Raw genomic sequence first — 21,558 nt, 5'->3', positions numbered from 1 at the left:
TTTATGAAAATTTGGTCACAATGCTTAGAAACATTGCCTTTTTTAGGCTAAGGGAGCGAGCGTTGTGATTTGTCCAAATTGTCATAGTAAAGACTTAGGGAAAATAGGTGTAAATCAATATTATTGTTGGGGATGTTATATTGAACTAACAATTAATAAAGGGATAATTTATACCCACCAAGTTGAAGAAGATGGTACGTTAAGTTCGTTGGATGATTTATTTGACGAAGAGGATCGAAAACTTAGTATGTAGGAGTGGGTAATTGATGGCTAGAAAAAGCTCTTTATTAGGTTTAGGTTTAGGTGCAGGTGCACTTGCGATGAAGTTAATGTACGATAACAAATGGCTTACTTCAAAGAATATGAAACGTATGAGAAAGTCATTGAAAAAAATGCTTTAATTTTTTTAGCGCATGTCTATAGGGGCATGTGCTTTTTTACTGTCAAAAAAATAATCAAATTTTCGTAAAAGGAGCCGAGTGAGGTTGATTTCCACTACGGGGTGCTCGCTTTCCATGGGGCGAGATTCTTTAGCCTCCTCGGCAAGCCTGCGGGGTCTCAGCCTTCCCGCTTATCCCATAGGAGTCGAGCACCCCTCCGTTCCAATCAACTTATTCATCGAAAAAAGTTACACTAAAAAACCTAATTTAATATCCTTTTACTAGAGTAGCTTAACAGCTAATCAGTATATAGTTCAATTAAGATCGAGTATCAACTTATAATAATAATTTGAACTTGTTTTCTAATAATTAACTCTAAAAATTTTTAACTTCTCAAGAATAAAACAATTACTTAGTTTGTTGATAATATAACCATATTTACTACATGTGCTTTGTTTTTTTCAATGTATTAAATCAATATATTAAATCCAATCCTAATCATACATTCCCAATATATTTAAAATTTTTTCATTGAGAAAATGATCATCTTCTTTTATCATTTATAAAAACATGGAAAAGAGATGGTAAATATGGGAGTGGGAGTTAAGCTTGTTAAGAATGATTTAAAGTATGCAGAGCAGGTTTTTAAGTTATCATCAGATCCAGGTGTGAAAGATGTTTTGGGAATAAAAGTAGATCGTATTGAGGATACAATTGGATTTATAAGTTATATTGTTCAGCAGGAATTAGACGGTAAAGTAATAAATCGGATAATTTTAAATGAGCAAGATGAGGTTGTCGGTATAACAAGTTTAAAGCACATTGACCGAGGAGATGGAATTTGTCATATCGGCACTTGGATAGGGGTTCCATTTTGGGGACAAGGGTATAATGAAGCTTCGAAAATTGAAATTTTAAAAATTGCTTTTAACGAGTTGAAAATGGACTATGTTTTTGCTGGTGCAAAAGCGTCAAATATTAGATCTAGGCGAGCACAAGAGAAATTAGCTTTTATGACAATTGGTGTAGAGAAAGAATTTCCAAAAGAACTAGCAATCATTGAAAAAGAAGCAAAAACGAAATGTGAATTGAATGTTGTGAAGAGGGAAGACTTCGCAAATTTTTTAACGAGTCACATAATTTAATCGAAATTCTCCATACTATTACCAGTATGGAGGTTTTTTATGGACGGTTTAAAGTTAAAGTGGATATATCGACTATGTTTAATTTTGTTAATTGGATTAGTTGGAATCGTTTTTTATTATTTAAAACCGGTTTATTTACATATTGTAATTGGTGTTTTAAAATCGATGGTTCCATTTTTGATTGGGTTAATCATTGCTTATTTGCTACATCCAGCAATTGAATATATTCATAATAAAGGGATAAAACGAGTAATTGCGATTTTATTGATTTATTTATTATTTTTTGGAGGGTGTGTACTTGGGCTTTATTTATTACTCCCTATTTTTAAACAACAGTGGCAAGATATTTTAAGAGCTTTTCCTAAAGTAATGGCATTATATGATAATTTTTTATCAAAAATCGAACGAAAGACTTCGAGGATGCCAATTTTTCTTCATAATCGTATTGATTTAATGATTAATGGTGCTGAAAAATCGGGATTATCATTATTGAGTAAATCTGGTGAATGGATGAAGCAATTAGTAAATAATATTATTTCACTCTTTATCATTCCGTTTATCGTTTTTTACTTTTTAAAAGACTATAAGGTCTTATCGAATATGTTTTGGAAAATTATCCCTTACAAATGGCGATATGAAGCAAAAGGTTTGGCAAAAGAACTAAATAATACTTTTGGAAAATATATTCGTGGTCAAATATTAGTTTGCTTTTTATTGTTTGTATTAGCAACAATCTTTCTATGGATTGTTCGAATGAAATATGCTCTAGTATTAGGAGTTGTCATAGGAATAACAGATATCATTCCGTATTTCGGACCGGTTATTGGAGCTGTACCAACCTTGTTTCTAGCCGCTTCGGAAGGGACCGGTTTATTAATTAGAGTAGGTATTACTATAATTGTTTTACAATTGATTGAAGGTAACGTCCTTTCTCCGCTTATAATTGGAAAATCAATTCATACTCATCCAGTTATTATTATGTTTTCATTATTAGTTGCAGGTGAAATAGCTGGTTTTATTGGTTTGTTAATTGCAGTTCCATTATTAGTTGTCATTATTTCTGTTATTCGCTATTACAGTAATAGAAAAGAACGTCTCTCAACTTGACTTTCATTTTTGACAATGATACTATTTTTTCATACAATTTATATTTGCAAAATTTTGAAGGAACAAGTATGTCACTAAACCATTTAAGCTTATGCAAAAGAGAGAAGTTTCCTAGGCTGAAAGAAACTTTAATGAAGGGTGACAGAAAAGCTACTCCTGAATGCAGCTAATCACTGACGCGTCAGACCACGTTACGGTCTCTTGAGGTGATGAATAGACTTTGAGGCATTTTGCCTAAGCAACTAGCTTTCTATTCATAATCAGGGTGGTATCGCGAGTACATCTCGTCCCTGTTTTAGGGACGGGATTTTTTTGTTTTTATAACATTATAAATTTACTAAATGGAGGTTAATATAATGAAAAAGCTAACTGCTGCTCAAATTCGCCAAATGTACTTAGACTTCTTTAAAGAAAAAGGTCACTCTATTGAGCCAAGTGCATCTTTAGTACCAGTAGAAGATCCAACTTTATTATGGATTAATAGTGGTGTAGCGACATTAAAAAAATATTTTGATGGTCGAGTAATTCCAGAGAATCCAAGAATAACAAATTCACAAAAATCAATTCGAACAAATGATATTGAGAATGTTGGGAAAACAGCTCGTCACCATACATTTTTTGAAATGCTAGGTAATTTCTCAATCGGAGATTATTTCCGTGAAGAAGCTGTAACATGGGGTTGGGAGCTTTTAACTTCATCTGAATGGTTTGGTTTTGAAAAAGAAAAATTATACGTTACTGTTTATCCAGAAGATAAAGATACGTATGATTTATGGATTAAATTAGGATTAAATCCTGAGCATATTATCCTGTTAGAAGGTAACTTCTGGGAAATTGGTGAAGGACCATGTGGACCATGTACAGAGATTTTCTATGATCGTGGAACAAAATATGATCCAGAAAACATTGGAATTAAATTATTAAAAGAGGATTTAGAAAATGATCGATATTTAGAAATTTGGAATATTGTATTCTCTCAATTTAATTCAAAAGATGGTTTAGACCGTAAAGAATACCCTGAATTACCAAATAAAAACATTGATACTGGTATGGGCTTAGAACGTATGGCAAGTGTAATACAAGAAGTAGACACAAACTTTGATACTGATTTATTTATGCCAATTATCAATGTTGTTGAAACAATTTCTGGTAAAAAATATCGAAATGGACAATTAGATCAAGATACTGCTTTTAAAGTAATTGCTGACCATATACGTACAGTATCTTTTGCTGTTGCAGATGGCGCTCTTCCTTCAAATGAAGGTCGTGGATATGTATTACGTCGATTAATCCGTCGTGCAGTTCGTTTTGCTAAAAAATTAGGTATTGAGCGTCCATTTATGTTTGAACTTGTTCCAGTTGTTGCTGAAATCATGGAAAGCTACTATCCAAATGTAAAAGAAAAAGTACCGTTCATTCAAAAAGTAATTAAAAATGAGGAAGAGCGTTTCCATGAAACATTACATGAAGGATTATCACTTCTTACAAATGTAATGAAAGATGCAAAAGCTAAAGGAAGTACTGTAATTAAAGGTGAAGATGTTTTCCGTCTTTATGACACATATGGATTCCCAATTGAATTAACAGAAGAATATGCAGAAGAAGAAGGATTAACAGTTGATCATGACGGTTTCGAAGTTGAAATGGAAAAACAACGTGAGCGTGCTCGTTCTGCAAGACAAGATGTTGACTCAATGCAGGTACAAAGTGAAGCACTTCGTGAAATCAAAGAAACTTCAGCTTTTGTCGGGTATAGCGAAGGTTCGGTTGAATCTACAGTACTTGTTCTAGTACAAGACGGAGAAAAAGTTGAAGATGTAGCAAATGGAGAAGAAGCTCATTTAATTCTTGATGTAACGCCTTTCTACGCTGAAAGTGGGGGTCAAATTGCAGACCGTGGAACTTTAACTGCTCCTGGTTTAAAGGTAGAAGTACTTGATGTTCAAAAAGCTCCAAACGGTCAAAATTTACATCGAGTGAAAGTTGTTGAAGGTGCGTTATCAGTTGGTGCTAAAGTTGAATCAACAATCAATAAAGCTAACCGTTCAAGCATTGTAAAGAACCACACAGCTACTCACTTATTACACCAAGCATTAAAGGATGTACTTGGAACTCATGTAAATCAAGCAGGTTCATTAGTAAACCAAGAACGTTTACGTTTTGACTTCTCGCATTTCGGTCAAGTAACGTCTGAAGAACTTGAAACAATTGAAAAAATTGTGAATGAAAAAATTTGGGAAAGCATCCCTGTTCAAATTTCTGAAAAAGCAATTGCTGAAGCAAAAGCAATGGGTGCAATGGCATTATTCGGTGAAAAATATGGTGATGTAGTACGAGTAGTACAAGTTGGAGATTATAGTCTTGAACTATGTGGTGGTTGTCATGTTGATAACACAGCATCGATCGGTACATTTAAAATAATTTCTGAGTCAGGTATTGGAGCTGGTACGCGCCGTATAGAGGCAGTAACTGGCAAATCAGCTTATGAATATATGCAAGAACAAATTGGTCAACTTAAAGAGGCAGCTAGCCTTTTAAAATCAAATACAAAAGACGTTGTTGCTCGTATTGAAACTTTACAATCAGATTTAAAACAAGTACAAAAAGAGAATGAATCACTTTCTTCAAAATTAAGTAATATTGAAGCAGGAAATATTAGTAATAACGTGAAAGAAGTAAATGGAGTAAAATTCGTTGCTGCTAAAGTAAATGGAGCAGATATGAATAGTCTTCGCACAATGGTTGATGACCTTAAAAATAAAATTGGTTCTGTTGTTGTATTACTTGGTTCTGCTAATGAAGGTAAAGTTAACTTAATTGCTGGTGTTACAAAAGATTTAGTAGGTCAAGGATATCATGCAGGAAATCTAATAAAAGAAGCTGCTTCAATTTGTGGTGGAGGAGGCGGAGGCCGTCCTGATATGGCTCAAGCTGGCGGTAAAGATCCTTCAAAATTAGACGAGGCTGTTGCTTTTGTTGAAAAATGGATGAACACGATTTCAAAATAATACAAAAATCGTGTACAATAACAGATATAAAAATTTTTAGCTGATTCGTAACTGCGTAATAAAAATGGTACAATGTAATTAGCTAAAAATATACGGATAAGTGGGGTGCTTTGTATGGATTCATTTGATAAAACGATGAAGTTTAGTTTGCAAGATGAAGGTCAAGATATACGAGTTAATGAAGTTTTGTTAAAGGTTCATGACGCGTTACAAGAAAAAGGCTATAATCCAATCAATCAAATAGTAGGATACTTATTATCAGGTGATCCTGCATACATTCCTCGTCACAATGACGCAAGAAGTATGATGAAAAAATTAGAACGTGATGAAATCATTGAAGAATTAGTTAAATCTTACTTACTACAACATCGTGGAGAATAATTAATGAGAGCACTTGGGCTAGATGTAGGTACTAAAACAATTGGTGTAGCTGTAAGTGATGCTCTTGGTTGGACAGCTCAAGGTATTGAGACAGTAAAAATTGATGAAGAACGTCAGAAATTTGGACTAGACCGACTAAAAGAAATCATCGACAGCTACGAAATCGAAAAAATAGTTGTAGGCTTACCTAAAAATATGAACGGAAGTATTGGAGAACGCGGTGAAGCTTGTACGCGTTTTGGAAAAATGATTGAAGAAGAATTCAATCTTCCGGTTATACTATGGGATGAAAGACTTTCAACAATGGCTGCCGAACGTTTTCTAATCTCTGCTGACGTAAGTCGTAAGAAAAGAAAACAAGTAATTGATAAAATGGCAGCAGTAGTTATTTTACAAAACTACTTAGATAGTATAAAGTGATAAAGTAGAATGGAGATTGGCCGACAACAAGAGTATTTGCATTAGTACTTATGGTCGGCCCCTCCAACTATTCACTTATACATAAAAGGATTAAAATAATTGAGGTGATATAAATGGAACACGGTGAAGACAGACAAATTACAATCATCGATGAGGAAGGTAATGAGATTCTTTGTAATATTATCATGACTTTTGAATCAGATGATTATGGTAAATCATACGTAATTTATAGTCCAGTTGGACAAGAGTTTGATGAAGATGGAGACCCAATCTATCATGCATCTAGCTTCATTCCTGCAGAAGATGGAGAAGATGGAGAGTTATATCCAATCGAATCTGACGAAGAGTGGGAAATGGTTGAAGAAGTATTAAACACTTTCTTTGACGAAGAAGAAGGAGAATAATATCTCTGGATTTAAAAATGCTAAGCGCTTATAAAAGTGTTTAGCATTTTTTTTATGTAGAAAATTGCCGATTTAGCACATATTTGTAGTATACTATAACGTGGAAAAGGAGGTAGATAAGTTTGTCATTTAATGATTTTGATAAGAATGGATACAAGAATACAAATAAAAAAAGCAAAGGTATGCTTATTTTTACATATTTAATTATTGCTTGTATTGTCGTAGTTGGAGCGGGTTTTGCAACTTATAAATATATGTTAAAACCTGTTAATTCAGCAAATAAACAAATTAAATTGGTAACAATTCCTGAAGGAAGCTCTGTTGATAATATTGCAGCAATTTTTAAAAAGAAAAACTTAATAAAAAATACATCAATTTTTAAACTATATGTGAAGTTGCATAACAAAGCTAGTCTAAAATCAGGGAATTATCATTTTAGCGAAAACCAAGGGGTTGCAACGATTGTAAACCACTTACAGGTAGGTGGTAAATATCAGGTTGCTGTAAAGGATTTAATGATTCCCGAAGGTTCTCAAATAAACGAAATTGCAGCGATTATTGCAAAAGAATTTAAATTAGATCAAGCAGCTGTACTAAAACAGTTGAATGATAAATCATTTATTCAGGGGCTACAAAAAAAGTTCCCTCAATTAATAACGAATGATATTTTTAAACCTGGAATTCGCTATCCATTAGAGGGGTACTTATATCCTTCAACTTATATGTATGGGGATTTTACTCCGAGCTTAGAGGAAATTATCACACCTATGCTAAATGAAACAGTGAAAATTTTAGACCAATATAAAGCAGAAATGAGTAATAAAAAACTTACGCCTCATCAGACATTAACAATGGCCTCGTTAATTGAGGAAGAAGCAACTGGTACAACCGATCGAAAGTTAATTTCAAGTGTATTTTATAATCGACTTAAAATAGGAATGCCGTTACAAACGGATCCAACAGTTTTGTATGCACTTGGTAAACATAAAGAACGTGTATTATATAAAGATTTAGAAGTTAAATCTCCTTATAATACCTATTACGTTAAAGGGTTACCGGTAGGACCAATCGCAAGTGCTGGCGTTGATAGTATAGTAGCCGCTCTTGAGCCTGCTAAATCAGATTATCTATATTTCCTTGCAGATAAAACAGGTAAAGTAATCTTTACAAAATCGTTAGCAGAGCACAATACTGAAAAAGAAAAGCATATAAAATAAAAAGTTGGAAATACTTGTATACAAAATATTAAATTCCTCAGTAGTATAAATAGTCTACTGAGGAATTTTGTAAATTAAAAAACAGTGAAAGCGTTGCTACAATTCTTGGTACTAGCCAAGGGTCTTTTTTTTATGTTAGAATATTACGGGTCTAAAAAAATTCAGATACACAGAAATTTTACTTACACCTTGTTTTAAGACAAGGTTGTATTTCTATTGGAGGCTTTATAAGCAATGAATGACGTTTTAGTTCGTCAATACTTGACGAATTTTTATAAACATAGAGAACCTTTTATAGAAGAAATGGAAACATATGCATTTGAGCATCATGTGCCGATCATGGATAAAGCAGGCATGGAATTTATGCTTGGTTTACTTTATTTAATACAGCCAACTTCAATTCTTGAAATTGGAAGTGCGATAGGTTATTCAAGTATTCGAATGGCAAAAGAGTTTCCAAATGTGAAGATTGTTACAATGGAGCGAAACGCAGAGAGAATTCGAAAAGCAAAAGAGTTTATTGAGCGAAGTGATTACAGTAATCGAATTCTACTTTTAGAAGGTGATGCTTTACTTTTAAAAGAAAAATTGCCTGAAAACAGACAATATGATGTTATTTTTATCGATGCAGCTAAAGCTCAGTATAAACGATTTTTTGAATTATATGAGCCTTTGTTATCAGACAGAGGCGTTATCATATCAGATAATGTTTTATTTAAAGGCCAAGTTGCTGAAAGTGCGGATTTAGTTGATGATCGACGAAAGAAAGCTTTAATAAAAAAGATTCAAAATTACAATGAATGGCTAATGAATCACCCTAAGTATGATTCGACAATTATACCAATAGGTGATGGAGTTGCTATTAGTAAGAAAAGGGGAGTTAATAATGATTAAGCCTGAATTATTAGTTACGCCAACTAACCTAAGTGATATAGATAAATTAGCTGATGCAGGTGCAGACGCAGTTATTATTGGTGAACAACGTTTTGGATTACGCTTAGCGGGCGAATTTAATCGTGAAGCTGTAAAAGAAGCGGTAGAAATTGCACATAAAAAAAATGTAAAAGTATATGTAGCTATGAATGGCGTTTACCATAATGAAATTCTTGATGAAATTGAAGATTATATTGCTTTTTTAAGAGATGCAAATGTAGATGCAATTGTATTCGGAGATCCTGCAGTTCTTATGTCAGTGCGTGCGATTGCACCTAATATGCAATTACATTGGAATACGGAAACAACGGCTACAAACTGGTTTACTTGTAATTACTGGGGTAAACGTGGATCAAAACGTGCGGTATTAGCTAGAGAATTAAGCTTTGAAGCTGTTGCTGAAATTAAAGAAAATGCTAAGGTAGAAATCGAAGTACAAGTACATGGAATGACTGCTATGTTCCAATCAAAACGTTCACTTGTTGGTAACTATTTTGAATACCAAGGTAAGAATTTAGAAATCGTTGAACAAAAAAAATATGAAGAAAATATGTTCTTAGTTGACCACGAACGTAATAATAAATATCCAATTTTTGAAGATCAAAATGGTACTCATATTATGAGTCCAAATGATATTTGTATTGTTAACGAGTTAGAAGAATTAGTTGATGCAGGTATTGATTCATTCAAAATTGATGGTGTCTTAAAATCTTCAGAGTATATCATTGAAGTTACAAAACTATATAGACAAGCTATAGACCTATGTGTAGAAGACCGCGGGGCCTACGAAGAAATCAAAGACGAACTTTTCGACAAAATCGAAGCAATCCAACCTATTAACAGACCACTGGATACAGGATTTTTCTTTAAAGAAACAGTGTATTAATAGAGTTTAGATTAATGATGGAAAAGCAGGAAAGCCAGGGAATTCTAGAAATCAGTAAAAACAGTATCCTAGAACCTTGTACCTTCCCTGTATTAAAGAGGAGGACTAATAATGGCAATTGGACAATTAGATAAAATAGTTGATGGCAAACGTGTAATCGTGAAGAAACCTGAGCTATTAGCACCGGCTGGTAATTTAGAAAAATTAAAAATTGCAGTAAGATATGGCGCAGATGCTGTATTTATTGGTGGTAGAGAGTTCGGTTTACGTTCGAATGCAGATAACTTCTCTATTGAAGAAATGGCTGAAGGAGTAGAATTTGCAAACAAATTTAATGCGAAAATTTATGTAACAACAAATATATTTGCTCATAACGAAAACATGGACGGATTAGTTGAGTATTTACAAGGAATTGAAGCTGCTGGAGTTACGGGTATTATTGTAGCTGACCCATATATTATTGAAACATGTAAAGAAGCTGCACCTAAATTAGAAGTACATTTAAGTACACAACAATCTTTATCAAATTATCGTGCTGCTCAGTACTGGAAAGAAGAAGGATTACATCGATTAGTATTAGCACGTGAGACGAGCTATGAAGAAATAAAAGAAATTAAAGAAAAAGTAGACGTTGAAATTGAAACATTTATTCATGGAGCAATGTGTATTGCTTATTCTGGCCGTTGTACTTTGAGTAATCATATGACTGCACGTGATTCGAATCGTGGTGGATGCTGTCAATCATGTCGTTGGGATTATGATTTAGTCCAAACTGAGTCACAAAATCCGGATGCATCAGAAAATGCTTTATTTGCTGAAGAAGATGCACCATTTGCAATGAGCCCGAAAGATTTAAATTTATTACGTTCAATTCCTAAATTTATTGAAATGGGTGTAGATAGTTTAAAAATTGAAGGCCGTATGAAATCAATTCATTACGTAGCAACAGTTGTATCCGTTTATCGTAAAATAATTGATGCATATTGTGCTGACCCAGAAAACTTTGAATTTAAAGAAGAATGGGTTGAAGAACTAGATAAATGTGCTAATCGTGACACTGCTTCTTCATTCTTTGAAGGATTCCCAGGAATGAAAGAGCAAATGTATGGAAATCATAGCAAAAAAACTACGTATGATTTTGCAGGTCTTGTATTAGACTATGATGATGAAACTGGTATCGCAACAATCCAACAACGTAACTACTTCAAGCCAGGTGATCAAATTGAATTCTTTGGACCTGAAATTGAAAACTTCAAACAAACAGTTGGTGTAATTGTCAATGAAGATGAAACAGAAGTAGACGCTGCAAGACATCCATTAGAAATTGTAAAAATTAAAGTGGATCAAAAAGTTTATCCTTACAACATGATGAGAAAAAAGTTAGTTTGATAAGAAAGAGGGATTGAAGTATGGGGAATAAGCCCATTGTAATTGGAATTGCTGGAGGGACTGGCTCTGGTAAAACTTCTGTAACAAAAGCAATTTATGATCAATTTAAAGGTCATTCAATTTTAATGATTCAGCAAGATTCTTATTATAGAGATCAAACGCATTTACCAATGGAAGAAAGATTGAAAACAAATTATGACCATCCATTAGCATTTGATAATGATTTGTTTATTGAGCATATAAAAGATTTATTGCAATACAAAGCAATTGAAAAACCTGTATATGACTATACAATTCATACAAGATCTTCAGAAACAATCCCTGTAGAACCAAAAGAAGTTATAATTTTAGAAGGTATTCTAGTACTAGAAGACGAGCGTTTACGTGACTTAATGGATATAAAGATATTTGTAGATACGGATGCTGACTTACGAATACTTCGTCGAATACAACGAGATATAAAAGAACGTGGAAGAACAGTTGATTCTGTGGTAGATCAATATGTAAATGTTGTACGCCCTATGCATAATCAATTCTGTGAACCATCTAAGAAATTCGCAGATATTATCATACCAGAAGGCGGTCAGAACTTTGTGGCTATTGATTTAATGGCTACAAAAATTCAGACTATACTTGAAAGAGTAAGTGTATTATAATACGTTCATATGAGAGAATAATTCCTAAATATAATTTTGGAAAGATGGAGAAGCACTAACTTCTTCATCTTTCTATATAAAAGAATGCGTTTTCATAAGTTGAATGTTTCATAAATTATTCTCATACACTGTTTGTACAACTACATTGTATAAACATATATTTAGAAGTTCTACATAAAAGAAACGGTGGATACTAAAAGGAGTGTACAAAATGGCTAACGAAAAAAAATTCCCTATGACTTTAGCTGGGAAACAAAAATTAGAACAAGAATTAGAAAACTTAAAAACAGTAAAGCGTGCTGAAGTAGTAGAGCGTATTAAAATTGCTCGTAGCTTTGGTGACCTTTCAGAGAACTCTGAATACGATGCTGCAAAAGATGAACAAGCATTTGTTGAAGGTCGTATTACAACTTTAGAAAATATGATCCGTAATGCTGAAATTATTACTGAAAATAATGATGCATCAGATACAGTAACTTTAGGTAAATCTGTAACTTTCTTAGAATTGCCAGCTGGTGACGAAGAAACTTACACAATTGTAGGTAGTGCTGAGGCTGATCCATTTGAAGGTAAAATTTCAAATGATTCTCCAATCGCAAAAAGCTTATTAGGCAAAACTGTTGGTGAAGAAGTGACAGTTAATACTCCAGGTGGAGATATGCAAGTAAGAATTCTTGCTGTTAAATAATTTGATTTGTTTAACAATTTAATTGTTTGAAAAAAGAACACCCCGTCTACACTGTAGATGAGGTGTTTTTTATATGCATAGACGGATAAAAGCCATATTAATTATAATTTCGTTACTTTTTTCTTTAATCGTATACAGATGTTTAGATATTAGTGTACTACATCAAAAGAATTTTGGCCCACAAAAGGTAAATCTAATCGAACGAAGTGTTGCTCAAAGAACATTTCAGTTTCGGATTGATAATGGACGTGGAAAAATACTTGACCGAAATGGAAAATTATTAAGTGCAGCTTACACTCCAAAAGTTATTTTATTTCCATTTTTAAAAACAATCGATTGGCCGATTGATAAATTATCGTCGATTACAGGAGTACCGGTTGCAGCTATTAAAAATCAGTTTAACGGTAAAAAAGAACCTTTTACATTAGAAGGAATGACAAAAACATTATCATCGGAACAAATTGATGAAATAAATAATTTACATGTTTCTGGACTTATTTCCATGTTGTCTCAAGACAAAGACGATAAACAATTGGCAGAACACCTAATTGGAATAGCTAGAGAAAATAAAGAACAATATGAAAAACAGTATGAAAGTGATCGAGATTATAAACCTAAAGAATTTGGGGTAATTGGCTTAGAGGCTCAGTTTGAAGATTTCTTAAAATCTGATGGCACATCTAATTTAATGCTTCACGTAGATAATTTAGGTAAACCGATGTTTGGAAATGAAGTAAAATATGCGAAACCTAGTAATCCATTTTATCCAGTTTCCCTTTCAACTACATTAGATAAAGATTTACAACAAATATTAGAACAGGCTGTTGATCAAGCTAAACTTCAAAAAGGTGCAGCAGTGTTAATTGACGTAAAGACTAACAATTTATTAGCAATGGTTAGCCGACCAAATATGAATTTCCAAAAACTATTTTCTTCGAATGATAATACGGCGACTAATTATGCACTATTAGCTAGTACACCAGGTTCTGTCTTTAAAACAGTTGTAGCGGCTGCCGCAATAGATCAAGGAATTGTGAAAGAAAATCAAGTGTATAATTGTAATAATAATCTAGTTGGTAAATACGAAGATGAAGAGAAAAAGCGTAAAGGAAATTTAACTTTTCAACAAAGTTTCTATGAAAGTTGTAATTACACATTTGGTCAATTAGGTAAACAATTAACTTTAAAAAATAAAGATATGTTTCAAACATATGCCAAAAAGCTAGGTTTAGATGGTCCAGTAGGATGGACAGGATCTGTCTATCATGAGTCTAGTTTTAGTCAATTTCAAAACGAAGGGAAACCAACTTATTTTGTAGGAAACTATTTAAGTGATAAGCTCTTAAATACTTCCATTGGGCAACAGGATGTAAAAGTATCCCCTTTAGCCGTAGCTAATATGATGGCTACAATTGCAAGAGGTGGTAGCCCAAAACAAGTAAAAGTAGTCGATTCTGTATTATATAAAAATGGTACAGAAATGTTTAAATTTCCAGAACAGACATTAGTAGATGATTATTTAGCTCCGGATTCAATGCAACAATTAAGAGAGTTACTTCGTGGTGTCGTTACGGATGCGAAAGGAACAGGAAATCGATATACTAGTTTACCTTACACTTTAGCAGGGAAAAGTGGTACAGCTGAAACAAAAGTAGTTGATGGTAAAATAGTCGAACAAAACAAATGGTTTGCAGGGTATTTTCCATATGATCAGCCAAGATATGCATTCGCTGTAGTTAGTTTAAATGTTTCAAACGAAGTTACATCTACTTCTGACACAGTTACAAGTTTAATAAAATCTATCTATAACTTTGATAAAAACCACACAAAATAGCTTTTTTAATTAATTAACTCTATGTTAAAATAGGGAAAAATTAGTTGTTTTTGGAGGATTTTGTCAATGTCTTCGATTGAACCAAACAAAAGGGTCCAAAAATTAAGACGAGTACGAAGTGGGAATTATTTTTACAGAATATTACTTATTCCACTTCTTTTTGGAATCATCTATTTAGGGATAAAAATAGCTTTACCGATTGTTAACCAACAAAAGATAGAGCCTAATACGGCAAAAGCTAAGATTACTACGATTGCTCAAGAACCAAAGCAAATGACTGATATACCGAATCCATATCAAGCGAAATATCGTGAAAAAGTAAATGAGATCATTAAAGATTCAATAAACGATGAAAATATTATAGAATCGACTGTAAAAGAATGGACACCTAACAAAACAAGACAAATTGAACCTCATACAGTTCACTATAGTCATAAGTCTCAGGATTTTTATGAAATGGAAGAAGCAGTATCAAATGCGATTTCATTAACAAAAGAAGATTATTCAGTTTGGCATATTGAACAAGGATTCGATCAACAAAGTATAAAAGTATACGTTGCCACAAACGACTTAAGCTATAAATATGTCGTATACTTACACTGGGTTGTAAAAGAAGGCTGGCTACCTATTTTGGTACAAGAAGTAAATGAGTTAAAGTATTAAACGAGGGAATGAAGTTTTTAGGCCCTACAGGAGAAATGGTAAGCTTACGCCACATAGTAAGCTAGCTCCGGTAAAGTAAAAGAATGTCCTTCTTTTTAAGAATTAAAGTGTTTTTTGTTGTACGTATTCTTAAAGATGAATGATATGTCGCTATATGGTAAAATAATTAAAGTTTGAAAGAGAAAGTAGGTAATTAAAAGAATGAAAATAGCTATTATTGGAGCAATGGAAGAAGAAGTACATGTATTACGCGATAAATTAGACAATGTAAGAAAAGAAGAAGTTGCGGGTTCAGAATATAACATAGGTACATACGAAGGAAAAGAAGTAATTTTATTAAAGTCTGGCATTGGTAAAGTTAATGCAGCAATGGCAACAGCAATTCTTTTAGAAAAATACCAGCCAGATGTTGTTATTAACACAGGATCTGCAGGTGGACTCCATACGGATTTAAATGTTGGGGACGTTGTTATCTCAACTGAGGTGCGTCATCATGACGTAGACGTTACCGCATTCAATTATGAATATGGACAAGTTCCAGGTATGCCAGCTGCATTCCCTTCTGATGATAAATTAAAGTCTATCGCTAAAAAATGCGCTGAAAAAATTAATGGTATCCAAGTTGTTGAAGGATTAATCGTAACTGGTGATTCATTTATGAACGATCCAGTAAGAGTTGACTTTGTAAAAGAGAAATTTGGTGATCTGTATGCTGTAGAGATGGAAGCAGCTGCAATCGCACAAGTTTGTTATGCTTTTAAAGTACCATTTGTTGTAACAAGAGCATTGTCTGATATTGCAGGGAAAGAATCAAATATTTCATTTGATCAATTCATTCATACTGCTGCTGTTAATTCTACATTAATGGTTGAGGAAATGATTAAAGCGTTATAAATTGTTTAAAGAAAGATGTCTTATAGTCATCTTTCTTTTTTTATTAAAATACAATTGAGTGAGTACTCACTTTTTGTTGACTGGCAATAAAAAGTGGATTAAGATAAAGATATAAAGTGAGTACTCACTCATTATGGTGTACTTTAAAAGAAATAGACTTGAACGGAGGAATAAGATGAGCAATGTTGTTCAAATCCAAAATGTTGACCGTTTATTTGGAAAAAGAGCTGTGCTAAAAAATATTTCAATGAGCATTCAAGAAAGAGAGATATTTGGGATTTTAGGTCCATCAGGTTCTGGTAAAACAACTTTAATAAAATTAATTGCTGGGATCGATAAAAGTTCAAATGGCGAAGTATTAGTTTACAATAATGAAATGCCTAATTTCACAGTCCTTCCTTCAATAGGCTATATGGGACAATCTGACGCTTTATATAGCGATTTAACGGGTGCTGATAATTTAAGTTTCTTTGGTGCCCTATATAATCTAAAAGGTAAAGAACTTAAATCAAGAATTCAAGAAGTAGCCCAAATCGTTGGGTTAGAGGACTCATTAAACAAGCAAGTTAATCAATATTCTGGTGGAATGAAAAAACGACTTTCTCTTGCAATTTCAATCCTTCATAAACCTACATTATTAATCCTTGATGAACCGACAGTTGGAATTGATCCAGTTCTAAGAAAGCAAATTTGGAATCAATTTTTTGAGATGAAAAAACAAGGTACTACAATAATTATTACAACTCATATCATGGAAGAAGCTGAAAAATGTGAACGAATCGGATTAATTAGAGAAGGTGAATTAATCGCTTTAGATACTACTGAAAATTTAATCTCGCAATCAAAAACAGGCAAAATCGAAGACCTATATTTTAATACTGAGGTGAGCTCATGAGAGTCTTTGCTATTTCTAAACGTATAATAAAACAATTTTTAAAAGATAGAAGATCCCTTGCAATGATTTTTGTTGCTCCTATCGTATTATTGTTTTTATTTTCTTATATCTTAAAACAAGATGACACAAAACCAACTTTAGCACTAGTAGATGCGCCTCCAGCATTTGAGCAAATTGTAAAAGATTATGCGAAAGTAAAAAATGTAAATCCTTCAGACATTGAAGATAAATTGAAAAATATGGATCTTGACGGAGCTGTTTTGTTCAAATCAGGAGAAATAGTTGTACAGTTTGAAGGGACAGATAAAGCAAGATCAACTGCAGTAATGGATGCAATTCAATCGGCAGTTAAGGAAAATACCCCTTCTAATCTTAAAATAGTAATGGACCCAATTTATGGTAGCAAAAATATGGAATCATTTGATTCAATTGGACCAATTTTTATTGGATTTTTCTCGTTCTTATTTGTTTTTATCTTATCAGGTATTTCATTTGTAAGGGAAAGATTAACAACAACACTTGAAAGATTACTCGTTACACCAGTCAAAAGATGGGAAATTGTTGTTGGTTATATTTTAGGCTTTGGATTTTTTGCTTTAATCCAATCAATCATCATAACAGTCTTTTCAATCAGTGTATTAGATATGTATAATGTAGGAAGTGCATGGGAAGTCTGTGTAGTTAATATTCTATTATCTTTAACTGCTCTTACACTTGGTATGCTGTTATCGGCATATGCAAATAATGAATTTCAGGTTGTACAATTTATTCCAGTTATTGCTGTTCCGCAAATACTTTTTTCAGGTATTTTCTCAACGGCATTTTTACCCAATTGGTTCAAATTTATCGGGGGTATTTTACCACTGACATATGGAGCAGAAGCTCTTAGAGGAATTATGATAAAAGGGCAGTCACTTTCTGATGTTGTATATCAATTATTAATCCTACTTGGATTTTCAATATTATTTATTTCTTTAAATATAGTTGCATTAAAGAAACAGCGTTCAATTTAAGGAGTGTTACCAATTAAATTAGAAGAGTTTTTTCCAGAAGAAAAATTACAAGAAATGAATGAAAAAGAAATAAAAATCCTTGAAGCTGCTATTGAAATTTTTGCAGAAAAAGGATTCGTTAGTACATCTACCAATGAAATTGCCAAAAAAGCAAATGTTGCTGAAGGTACTATTTTTCGTTACTTTAAAACAAAAAAGGATTTATTAAAAAGTATTATTAAACCGACATTAGTAAAAACAATTGCTCCTTTTGAAATGGATCGTTTTTCTAAAGCAGTATTTCATTTAGAGTACGAAACATTTGAAGATTTTCTTAATGCGCTTATTAAAAATCGTATGGAATTTGCAAAGAAAAATAAGGCAGTTGTAAAAATAATCATACAAGAAATGCCATTCCAAGACGATATGCAAGAAGAGCTAAAAAGACTCTTTAAAGATAAAATGTACCCTAAAGTAGCCACTGTATTACAATCGTTTATCGATAAAGGGCAAATAAAAGAACTACCGATACCGACAGTACTAAGACTAATTATCTCAACAGTAGTTGGTCTAGTTATCTCTTCAATTGTCCTAGAAAATACACCTTTTTGGAACGAAGAACAGGAAACTGAACGTACGATTGAGTTTATTAAGAATGGTCTAAAATAACTTAAGAATATGTGATAGTATACACATTTGAAAGAGAAAGGGATTTAAAATAATTCCTTTCTTCTTTGTGTTGAAATAGATACTGGTAATATTTTAGCAATATAGTTTTAGTGATAAAGCATAACGCAAAAATCAACAAGACAATAATTAACTCCTTGACAAATTGTACTTACTAATCTCTACATATACTGCCTTTAATTACCTTCACTTTTTTTGTATAAAGTATGTTAAAGTTATTAAGTCAACAAGAAGGGAAGGTGTAGTATTCGTGAATTTAAAAAAGCTACAGGCGAAAATTAACGATTTTAAAACATTTGGAGCAATAACAACAGCATTGGCTACTTTTTTCTATATCGGGACTCTCCTTCCAAAGGACGGATTAACCCAACATAAAATATTAATAGTCGAAAGTATCGTTTTTACAATGCTGATTTTTGCATTAGGTTTCTTTCTGACATCCAATTATTTTAAACGCAAAATGCAAAAAGAAGAGCAAGCATAAAACCACTAAAAATGAATTCACTCCAATTGTTAGATCTGACTAACAATTGGAGGTCATATTCATCTTTAGTGGTTTATTTTTTATCTTTTTTCTTTTCTTTTTCAGCTCTTAAAAACTCGTGGTACATTTTCATTAATGCACGTTTTTCAATTCTCGAAACATAACTTCTTGAGATACCTAATTTCTTTGCGATTTCACGTTGAGTTAGTTCCTTATCCATATCAATACCAAAGCGCTGAATAATTACATCTTTTTCACGGTCGTCTAGAATCTTAATATATTGCTTGATTTTTTCTAGTTCCATATTTAGTTGAATTTGATCAACTACATCTTCTGTCTCAGTTTTTAATATGTCTAAAAGTGAAATTTCATTGCCTTCTTTATCCTGACCTATTGGATCATGAAGGGAGACATCTTTTTTTGTTTTCTTTAAAGCACGTAAATGCATAAGTATTTCGTTTTCAATACATCTAGCAGCATATGTGGCTAATTTAGTTCCTTTACCTTGAACAAAGCTCTCAATTGCCTTTATTAAACCTATTGTGCCAATCGAAATTAAATCTTCCGCATCTTCACCGGTATTTTCAAATTTTTTGACGATGTGAGCAACGAGCCTTAAATTATGTTCAATTAATAAATTCCGTGCTTCTCCATCTCCATTTGCCATACGATTTAAATAGAGCGTTTCTTCAGCTTGTGAAAGAGGTTGAGGGAAGGCATTATTTTTAACATAGGAAACAAACACAAACACTTCTTTTAAGAAAAGACTTAAGGCGGTAAATAGACCAGGCATATAATCACTCCTAAGGAAGGTAAGGTTAGTTGTTATTTATATATTTATGTAATGTACAAATTCTGTGTGTCTGTACCATAAAAAAAATGTAAGCAGTATAAAAAAAATGTTGAAAATAGTAAGCGCTACCATTCCAATAACGATGTATCTTTTTTAAAATCGTTACATATTCTAGAAAAAAAATGCATTGACAGTCTATTTAAAAGTGCTTTATAATCCTCATTAATAACTTTTTTAATGAATCTTTTGACAATTAAATATATTTGCGTTGATAAGGGCACAGTAGGCATAACTTCCCTGTTTAAGAGAGCTGACGGAAGCTGCGAGTCAGTACATAAGGTATGCTGAATTACATTCTTGGAGCAATTTCTATTTCATTTAATGAAAATAGAAACGGTCATTTTGATCGTTAACAAAATGAAGGTGGTGAACAGAGTTTTTGTTCACAACTAGGGTGGTACCGCGATTAAATAATTCGTCCCTACTGTTTATTCAGTAGGGACTTTTTGTTTTCATTTTTTACATACTTACTTCTTGATAAAAGAAGTGGTATTGGAATAGACATTTAAAATTTGAGGAGGAAAAAGAAATGAGTACAAATAATGAGTTAGTGCAATTACGTGATAAGGTTGATGAGATTAATTTAAAAATCGTTGAATTATTAAACGAGCGTGGAAAAGTTGTTCAAGAAATTGGTCAGCAAAAGATTAAACATGGTATTAAGCGTTTCGATCCAGTTCGTGAGCGTGAAGTATTAGATATGATTGCAAATGTAAATGAAGGTCCATTTGAAACTTCTACTTTACAACATATTTTCAAGACGATCTTCCAGGCAAGCTTAGAGTTACAAGAGGATGATCACAGAAAAGCTCTTTTAGTTTCAAGAAAGAAAAAGCCTGACAATACAATTGTAAAAGTGAAAAATGATATTGTCCTTGGTGATGGTTCTCAATCATTTATTATGGGTCCATGTGCAGTTGAAAGCTATGAACAAGTACGTGCAGTGGCACAAGCTATGAAACAACAAGGTTTAACAATGATGCGAGGCGGTGCATTTAAACCTAGAACTTCTCCATACGATTTCCAAGGACTTGGATACGAAGGGCTACAAATTTTAAGAGAAGTAGCAAATGAATTTGATTTAGCAGTAATAAGTGAAATTCTAAATCCAAATGATGTTGAAAGATCTTTAGAATACGTTGATGTAATTCAAATTGGTGCACGTAATATGCAAAACTTTGATTTACTGAGAACAGTTGGTCAAGTAAATAAACCAGTATTATTAAAACGTGGACTGTCAGCAACAATTGAAGAATTTATTAATGCAGCAGAATACATTATTTCACAAGGAAATGACCAAATTATTCTTTGTGAAAGAGGAATTCGTACTTACGAGAAAGCTACAAGAAATACATTAGATATCTCAGCAGTACCTATTCTAAAGAAAGAAACACATTTACCTGTTGTAGTAGATGTTACACATTCTACAGGTCGTAAAGACTTACTATTACCGACAGCAAAAGCAGCATTAGCAATTGGAGCAGATGCAATAATGGCTGAAGTACATCCAGATCCAGCAGTTGCGTTATCAGATTCAGCTCAACAAATGAATATCCCACAATTTGAAGAATTTATGTTTGAGTTAAAAGACTTCCGTGCAAAACTACAATCATAAATAATATTACTTAATGAAGGATAGGCG

Annotated in this window: 23 protein-coding genes and 1 other annotated feature; of the genes, 22 read left to right on the top strand and 1 reads right to left on the bottom strand. The window is 32.7% G+C overall.

All coding sequences use genetic code 11. The annotated features are described in order from the left end of the window. Positions 1 to 64: 64 nt before the first annotated feature. The 21 genes from BED47_RS20240 (at position 65) to BED47_RS20145 (ending at position 19,063) form a co-directional block, all read left to right on the top strand. Positions 65 to 253: a hypothetical protein gene (locus BED47_RS20240; protein WP_069035137.1), complete on the top strand. Its 189-nt coding sequence runs from the start codon at positions 65 to 67 to the stop codon at positions 251 to 253. 13 nt (positions 254 to 266) lie between these two features. Next, positions 267 to 401 (top strand): DUF3918 family protein, encoded by a 135-nt coding sequence (locus tag BED47_RS23350; protein WP_082459514.1) that lies wholly within the window; start codon positions 267 to 269, stop codon positions 399 to 401. A 569-nt stretch (positions 402 to 970) separates the two neighbouring features. Next, the gene (locus BED47_RS20235; protein ID WP_069035136.1) at positions 971 to 1,525 is read left to right on the top strand and encodes a GNAT family N-acetyltransferase; all 555 of its coding nucleotides are present in this window, start codon (positions 971 to 973) and stop codon (positions 1,523 to 1,525) included. Positions 1,526 to 1,564: 39 nt separating this feature from the next. Next, positions 1,565 to 2,632 (top strand): AI-2E family transporter, encoded by a 1,068-nt coding sequence (locus tag BED47_RS20230; RefSeq protein WP_069035135.1) that lies wholly within the window; start codon positions 1,565 to 1,567, stop codon positions 2,630 to 2,632. Between the two features lie 356 nt (positions 2,633 to 2,988). Then, the gene (alaS, locus tag BED47_RS20225; protein ID WP_069035134.1) at positions 2,989 to 5,640 is read left to right on the top strand and encodes an alanine--tRNA ligase; all 2,652 of its coding nucleotides are present in this window, start codon (positions 2,989 to 2,991) and stop codon (positions 5,638 to 5,640) included. A 114-nt stretch (positions 5,641 to 5,754) separates the two neighbouring features. Continuing rightward, a complete protein-coding gene (locus BED47_RS20220) occupies positions 5,755 to 6,021 on the top strand; it encodes an IreB family regulatory phosphoprotein (protein ID WP_069035133.1) in 267 nt (88 codons plus the stop codon). 3 nt (positions 6,022 to 6,024) lie between these two features. Then, positions 6,025 to 6,441 carry a Holliday junction resolvase RuvX gene (gene ruvX / locus BED47_RS20215; protein ID WP_069035132.1) on the top strand — a complete coding sequence of 139 codons (417 nt, stop codon included), beginning with the start codon at positions 6,025 to 6,027 and terminating at the stop codon, positions 6,439 to 6,441. Between the two features lie 113 nt (positions 6,442 to 6,554). Further along, a complete protein-coding gene (locus BED47_RS20210; protein ID WP_056472710.1) occupies positions 6,555 to 6,845 on the top strand; it encodes a DUF1292 domain-containing protein in 291 nt (96 codons plus the stop codon). A 182-nt stretch (positions 6,846 to 7,027) separates the two neighbouring features. After that, positions 7,028 to 8,062: an endolytic transglycosylase MltG gene (mltG, locus tag BED47_RS20205; RefSeq protein WP_069035229.1), complete on the top strand. Its 1,035-nt coding sequence runs from the start codon at positions 7,028 to 7,030 to the stop codon at positions 8,060 to 8,062. Positions 8,063 to 8,296: 234 nt separating this feature from the next. Then, positions 8,297 to 8,956, top strand: a complete 660-nt coding sequence (locus tag BED47_RS20200; protein WP_069035131.1) for an O-methyltransferase — start codon at positions 8,297 to 8,299, stop codon at positions 8,954 to 8,956. Further along, positions 8,949 to 9,881, top strand: a complete 933-nt coding sequence (locus BED47_RS20195; RefSeq protein ID WP_069035130.1) for a peptidase U32 family protein — start codon at positions 8,949 to 8,951, stop codon at positions 9,879 to 9,881. The genes BED47_RS20200 and BED47_RS20195 overlap by 8 nt, the downstream gene beginning before the upstream one ends. 111 nt (positions 9,882 to 9,992) lie before the next feature. After that, positions 9,993 to 11,270 carry a peptidase U32 family protein gene (locus BED47_RS20190; protein ID WP_069035129.1) on the top strand — a complete coding sequence of 426 codons (1,278 nt, stop codon included), beginning with the start codon at positions 9,993 to 9,995 and terminating at the stop codon, positions 11,268 to 11,270. Between the two features lie 20 nt (positions 11,271 to 11,290). Then, positions 11,291 to 11,926 (top strand): uridine kinase, encoded by a 636-nt coding sequence (gene udk / locus BED47_RS20185; protein ID WP_056472723.1) that lies wholly within the window; start codon positions 11,291 to 11,293, stop codon positions 11,924 to 11,926. A gap of 211 nt (positions 11,927 to 12,137) precedes the next feature. Beyond that, positions 12,138 to 12,614, top strand: a complete 477-nt coding sequence (gene greA, locus BED47_RS20180; RefSeq protein ID WP_056472726.1) for a transcription elongation factor GreA — start codon at positions 12,138 to 12,140, stop codon at positions 12,612 to 12,614. 73 nt (positions 12,615 to 12,687) lie between these two features. Beyond that, the gene (locus tag BED47_RS20175; RefSeq protein ID WP_069035128.1) at positions 12,688 to 14,448 is read left to right on the top strand and encodes a peptidoglycan D,D-transpeptidase FtsI family protein; all 1,761 of its coding nucleotides are present in this window, start codon (positions 12,688 to 12,690) and stop codon (positions 14,446 to 14,448) included. Positions 14,449 to 14,514: 66 nt separating this feature from the next. After that, entirely contained in the window at positions 14,515 to 15,111 is a 597-nt protein-coding gene (locus BED47_RS20170) for a YrrS family protein (RefSeq protein WP_069035127.1), read from the top strand. A 201-nt stretch (positions 15,112 to 15,312) separates the two neighbouring features. Beyond that, positions 15,313 to 16,005, top strand: a complete 693-nt coding sequence (gene mtnN / locus BED47_RS20165; RefSeq protein ID WP_069035126.1) for a 5'-methylthioadenosine/S-adenosylhomocysteine nucleosidase — start codon at positions 15,313 to 15,315, stop codon at positions 16,003 to 16,005. A gap of 175 nt (positions 16,006 to 16,180) precedes the next feature. Further along, positions 16,181 to 16,900 carry an ABC transporter ATP-binding protein gene (locus BED47_RS20160; protein ID WP_069035125.1) on the top strand — a complete coding sequence of 240 codons (720 nt, stop codon included), beginning with the start codon at positions 16,181 to 16,183 and terminating at the stop codon, positions 16,898 to 16,900. Continuing rightward, on the top strand, positions 16,897 to 17,913 hold the full coding sequence (locus tag BED47_RS20155; protein ID WP_069035124.1) for an ABC transporter permease: 1,017 nt from the start codon (positions 16,897 to 16,899) through the stop codon (positions 17,911 to 17,913). The genes BED47_RS20160 and BED47_RS20155 overlap by 4 nt, the downstream gene beginning before the upstream one ends. Before the next feature lie 3 nt (positions 17,914 to 17,916). Beyond that, positions 17,917 to 18,561 (top strand): TetR/AcrR family transcriptional regulator, encoded by a 645-nt coding sequence (locus tag BED47_RS20150; protein WP_084007012.1) that lies wholly within the window; start codon positions 17,917 to 17,919, stop codon positions 18,559 to 18,561. Between the two features lie 268 nt (positions 18,562 to 18,829). Further along, a complete protein-coding gene (locus BED47_RS20145) occupies positions 18,830 to 19,063 on the top strand; it encodes a YrhC family protein (protein WP_069035123.1) in 234 nt (77 codons plus the stop codon). A gap of 73 nt (positions 19,064 to 19,136) precedes the next feature. Here BED47_RS20145 and sigK read toward each other — a convergent pair whose 3' ends face one another. Then, positions 19,137 to 19,856 carry an RNA polymerase sporulation sigma factor SigK gene (gene sigK / locus BED47_RS20140; protein ID WP_069035122.1) on the bottom strand — a complete coding sequence of 240 codons (720 nt, stop codon included), beginning with the start codon at positions 19,854 to 19,856 and terminating at the stop codon, positions 19,137 to 19,139. Between the two features lie 259 nt (positions 19,857 to 20,115). Beyond that, positions 20,116 to 20,342: a binding site (T-box leader), on the top strand. Between the two features lie 103 nt (positions 20,343 to 20,445). Here sigK and BED47_RS20135 point away from each other — a divergent pair. After that, positions 20,446 to 21,531: a bifunctional 3-deoxy-7-phosphoheptulonate synthase/chorismate mutase gene (locus BED47_RS20135; protein WP_069035121.1), complete on the top strand. Its 1,086-nt coding sequence runs from the start codon at positions 20,446 to 20,448 to the stop codon at positions 21,529 to 21,531. The last annotated feature ends 27 nt before the right edge of the window (positions 21,532 to 21,558 follow it).

This window comes from Gottfriedia luciferensis, assembly GCF_001712755.1.
GTDB lineage: Bacteria > Bacillota > Bacilli > Bacillales > Bacillaceae_G > Gottfriedia > Gottfriedia luciferensis_B.
This window is presented reverse-complemented; position numbering and strand designations above follow the sequence as displayed.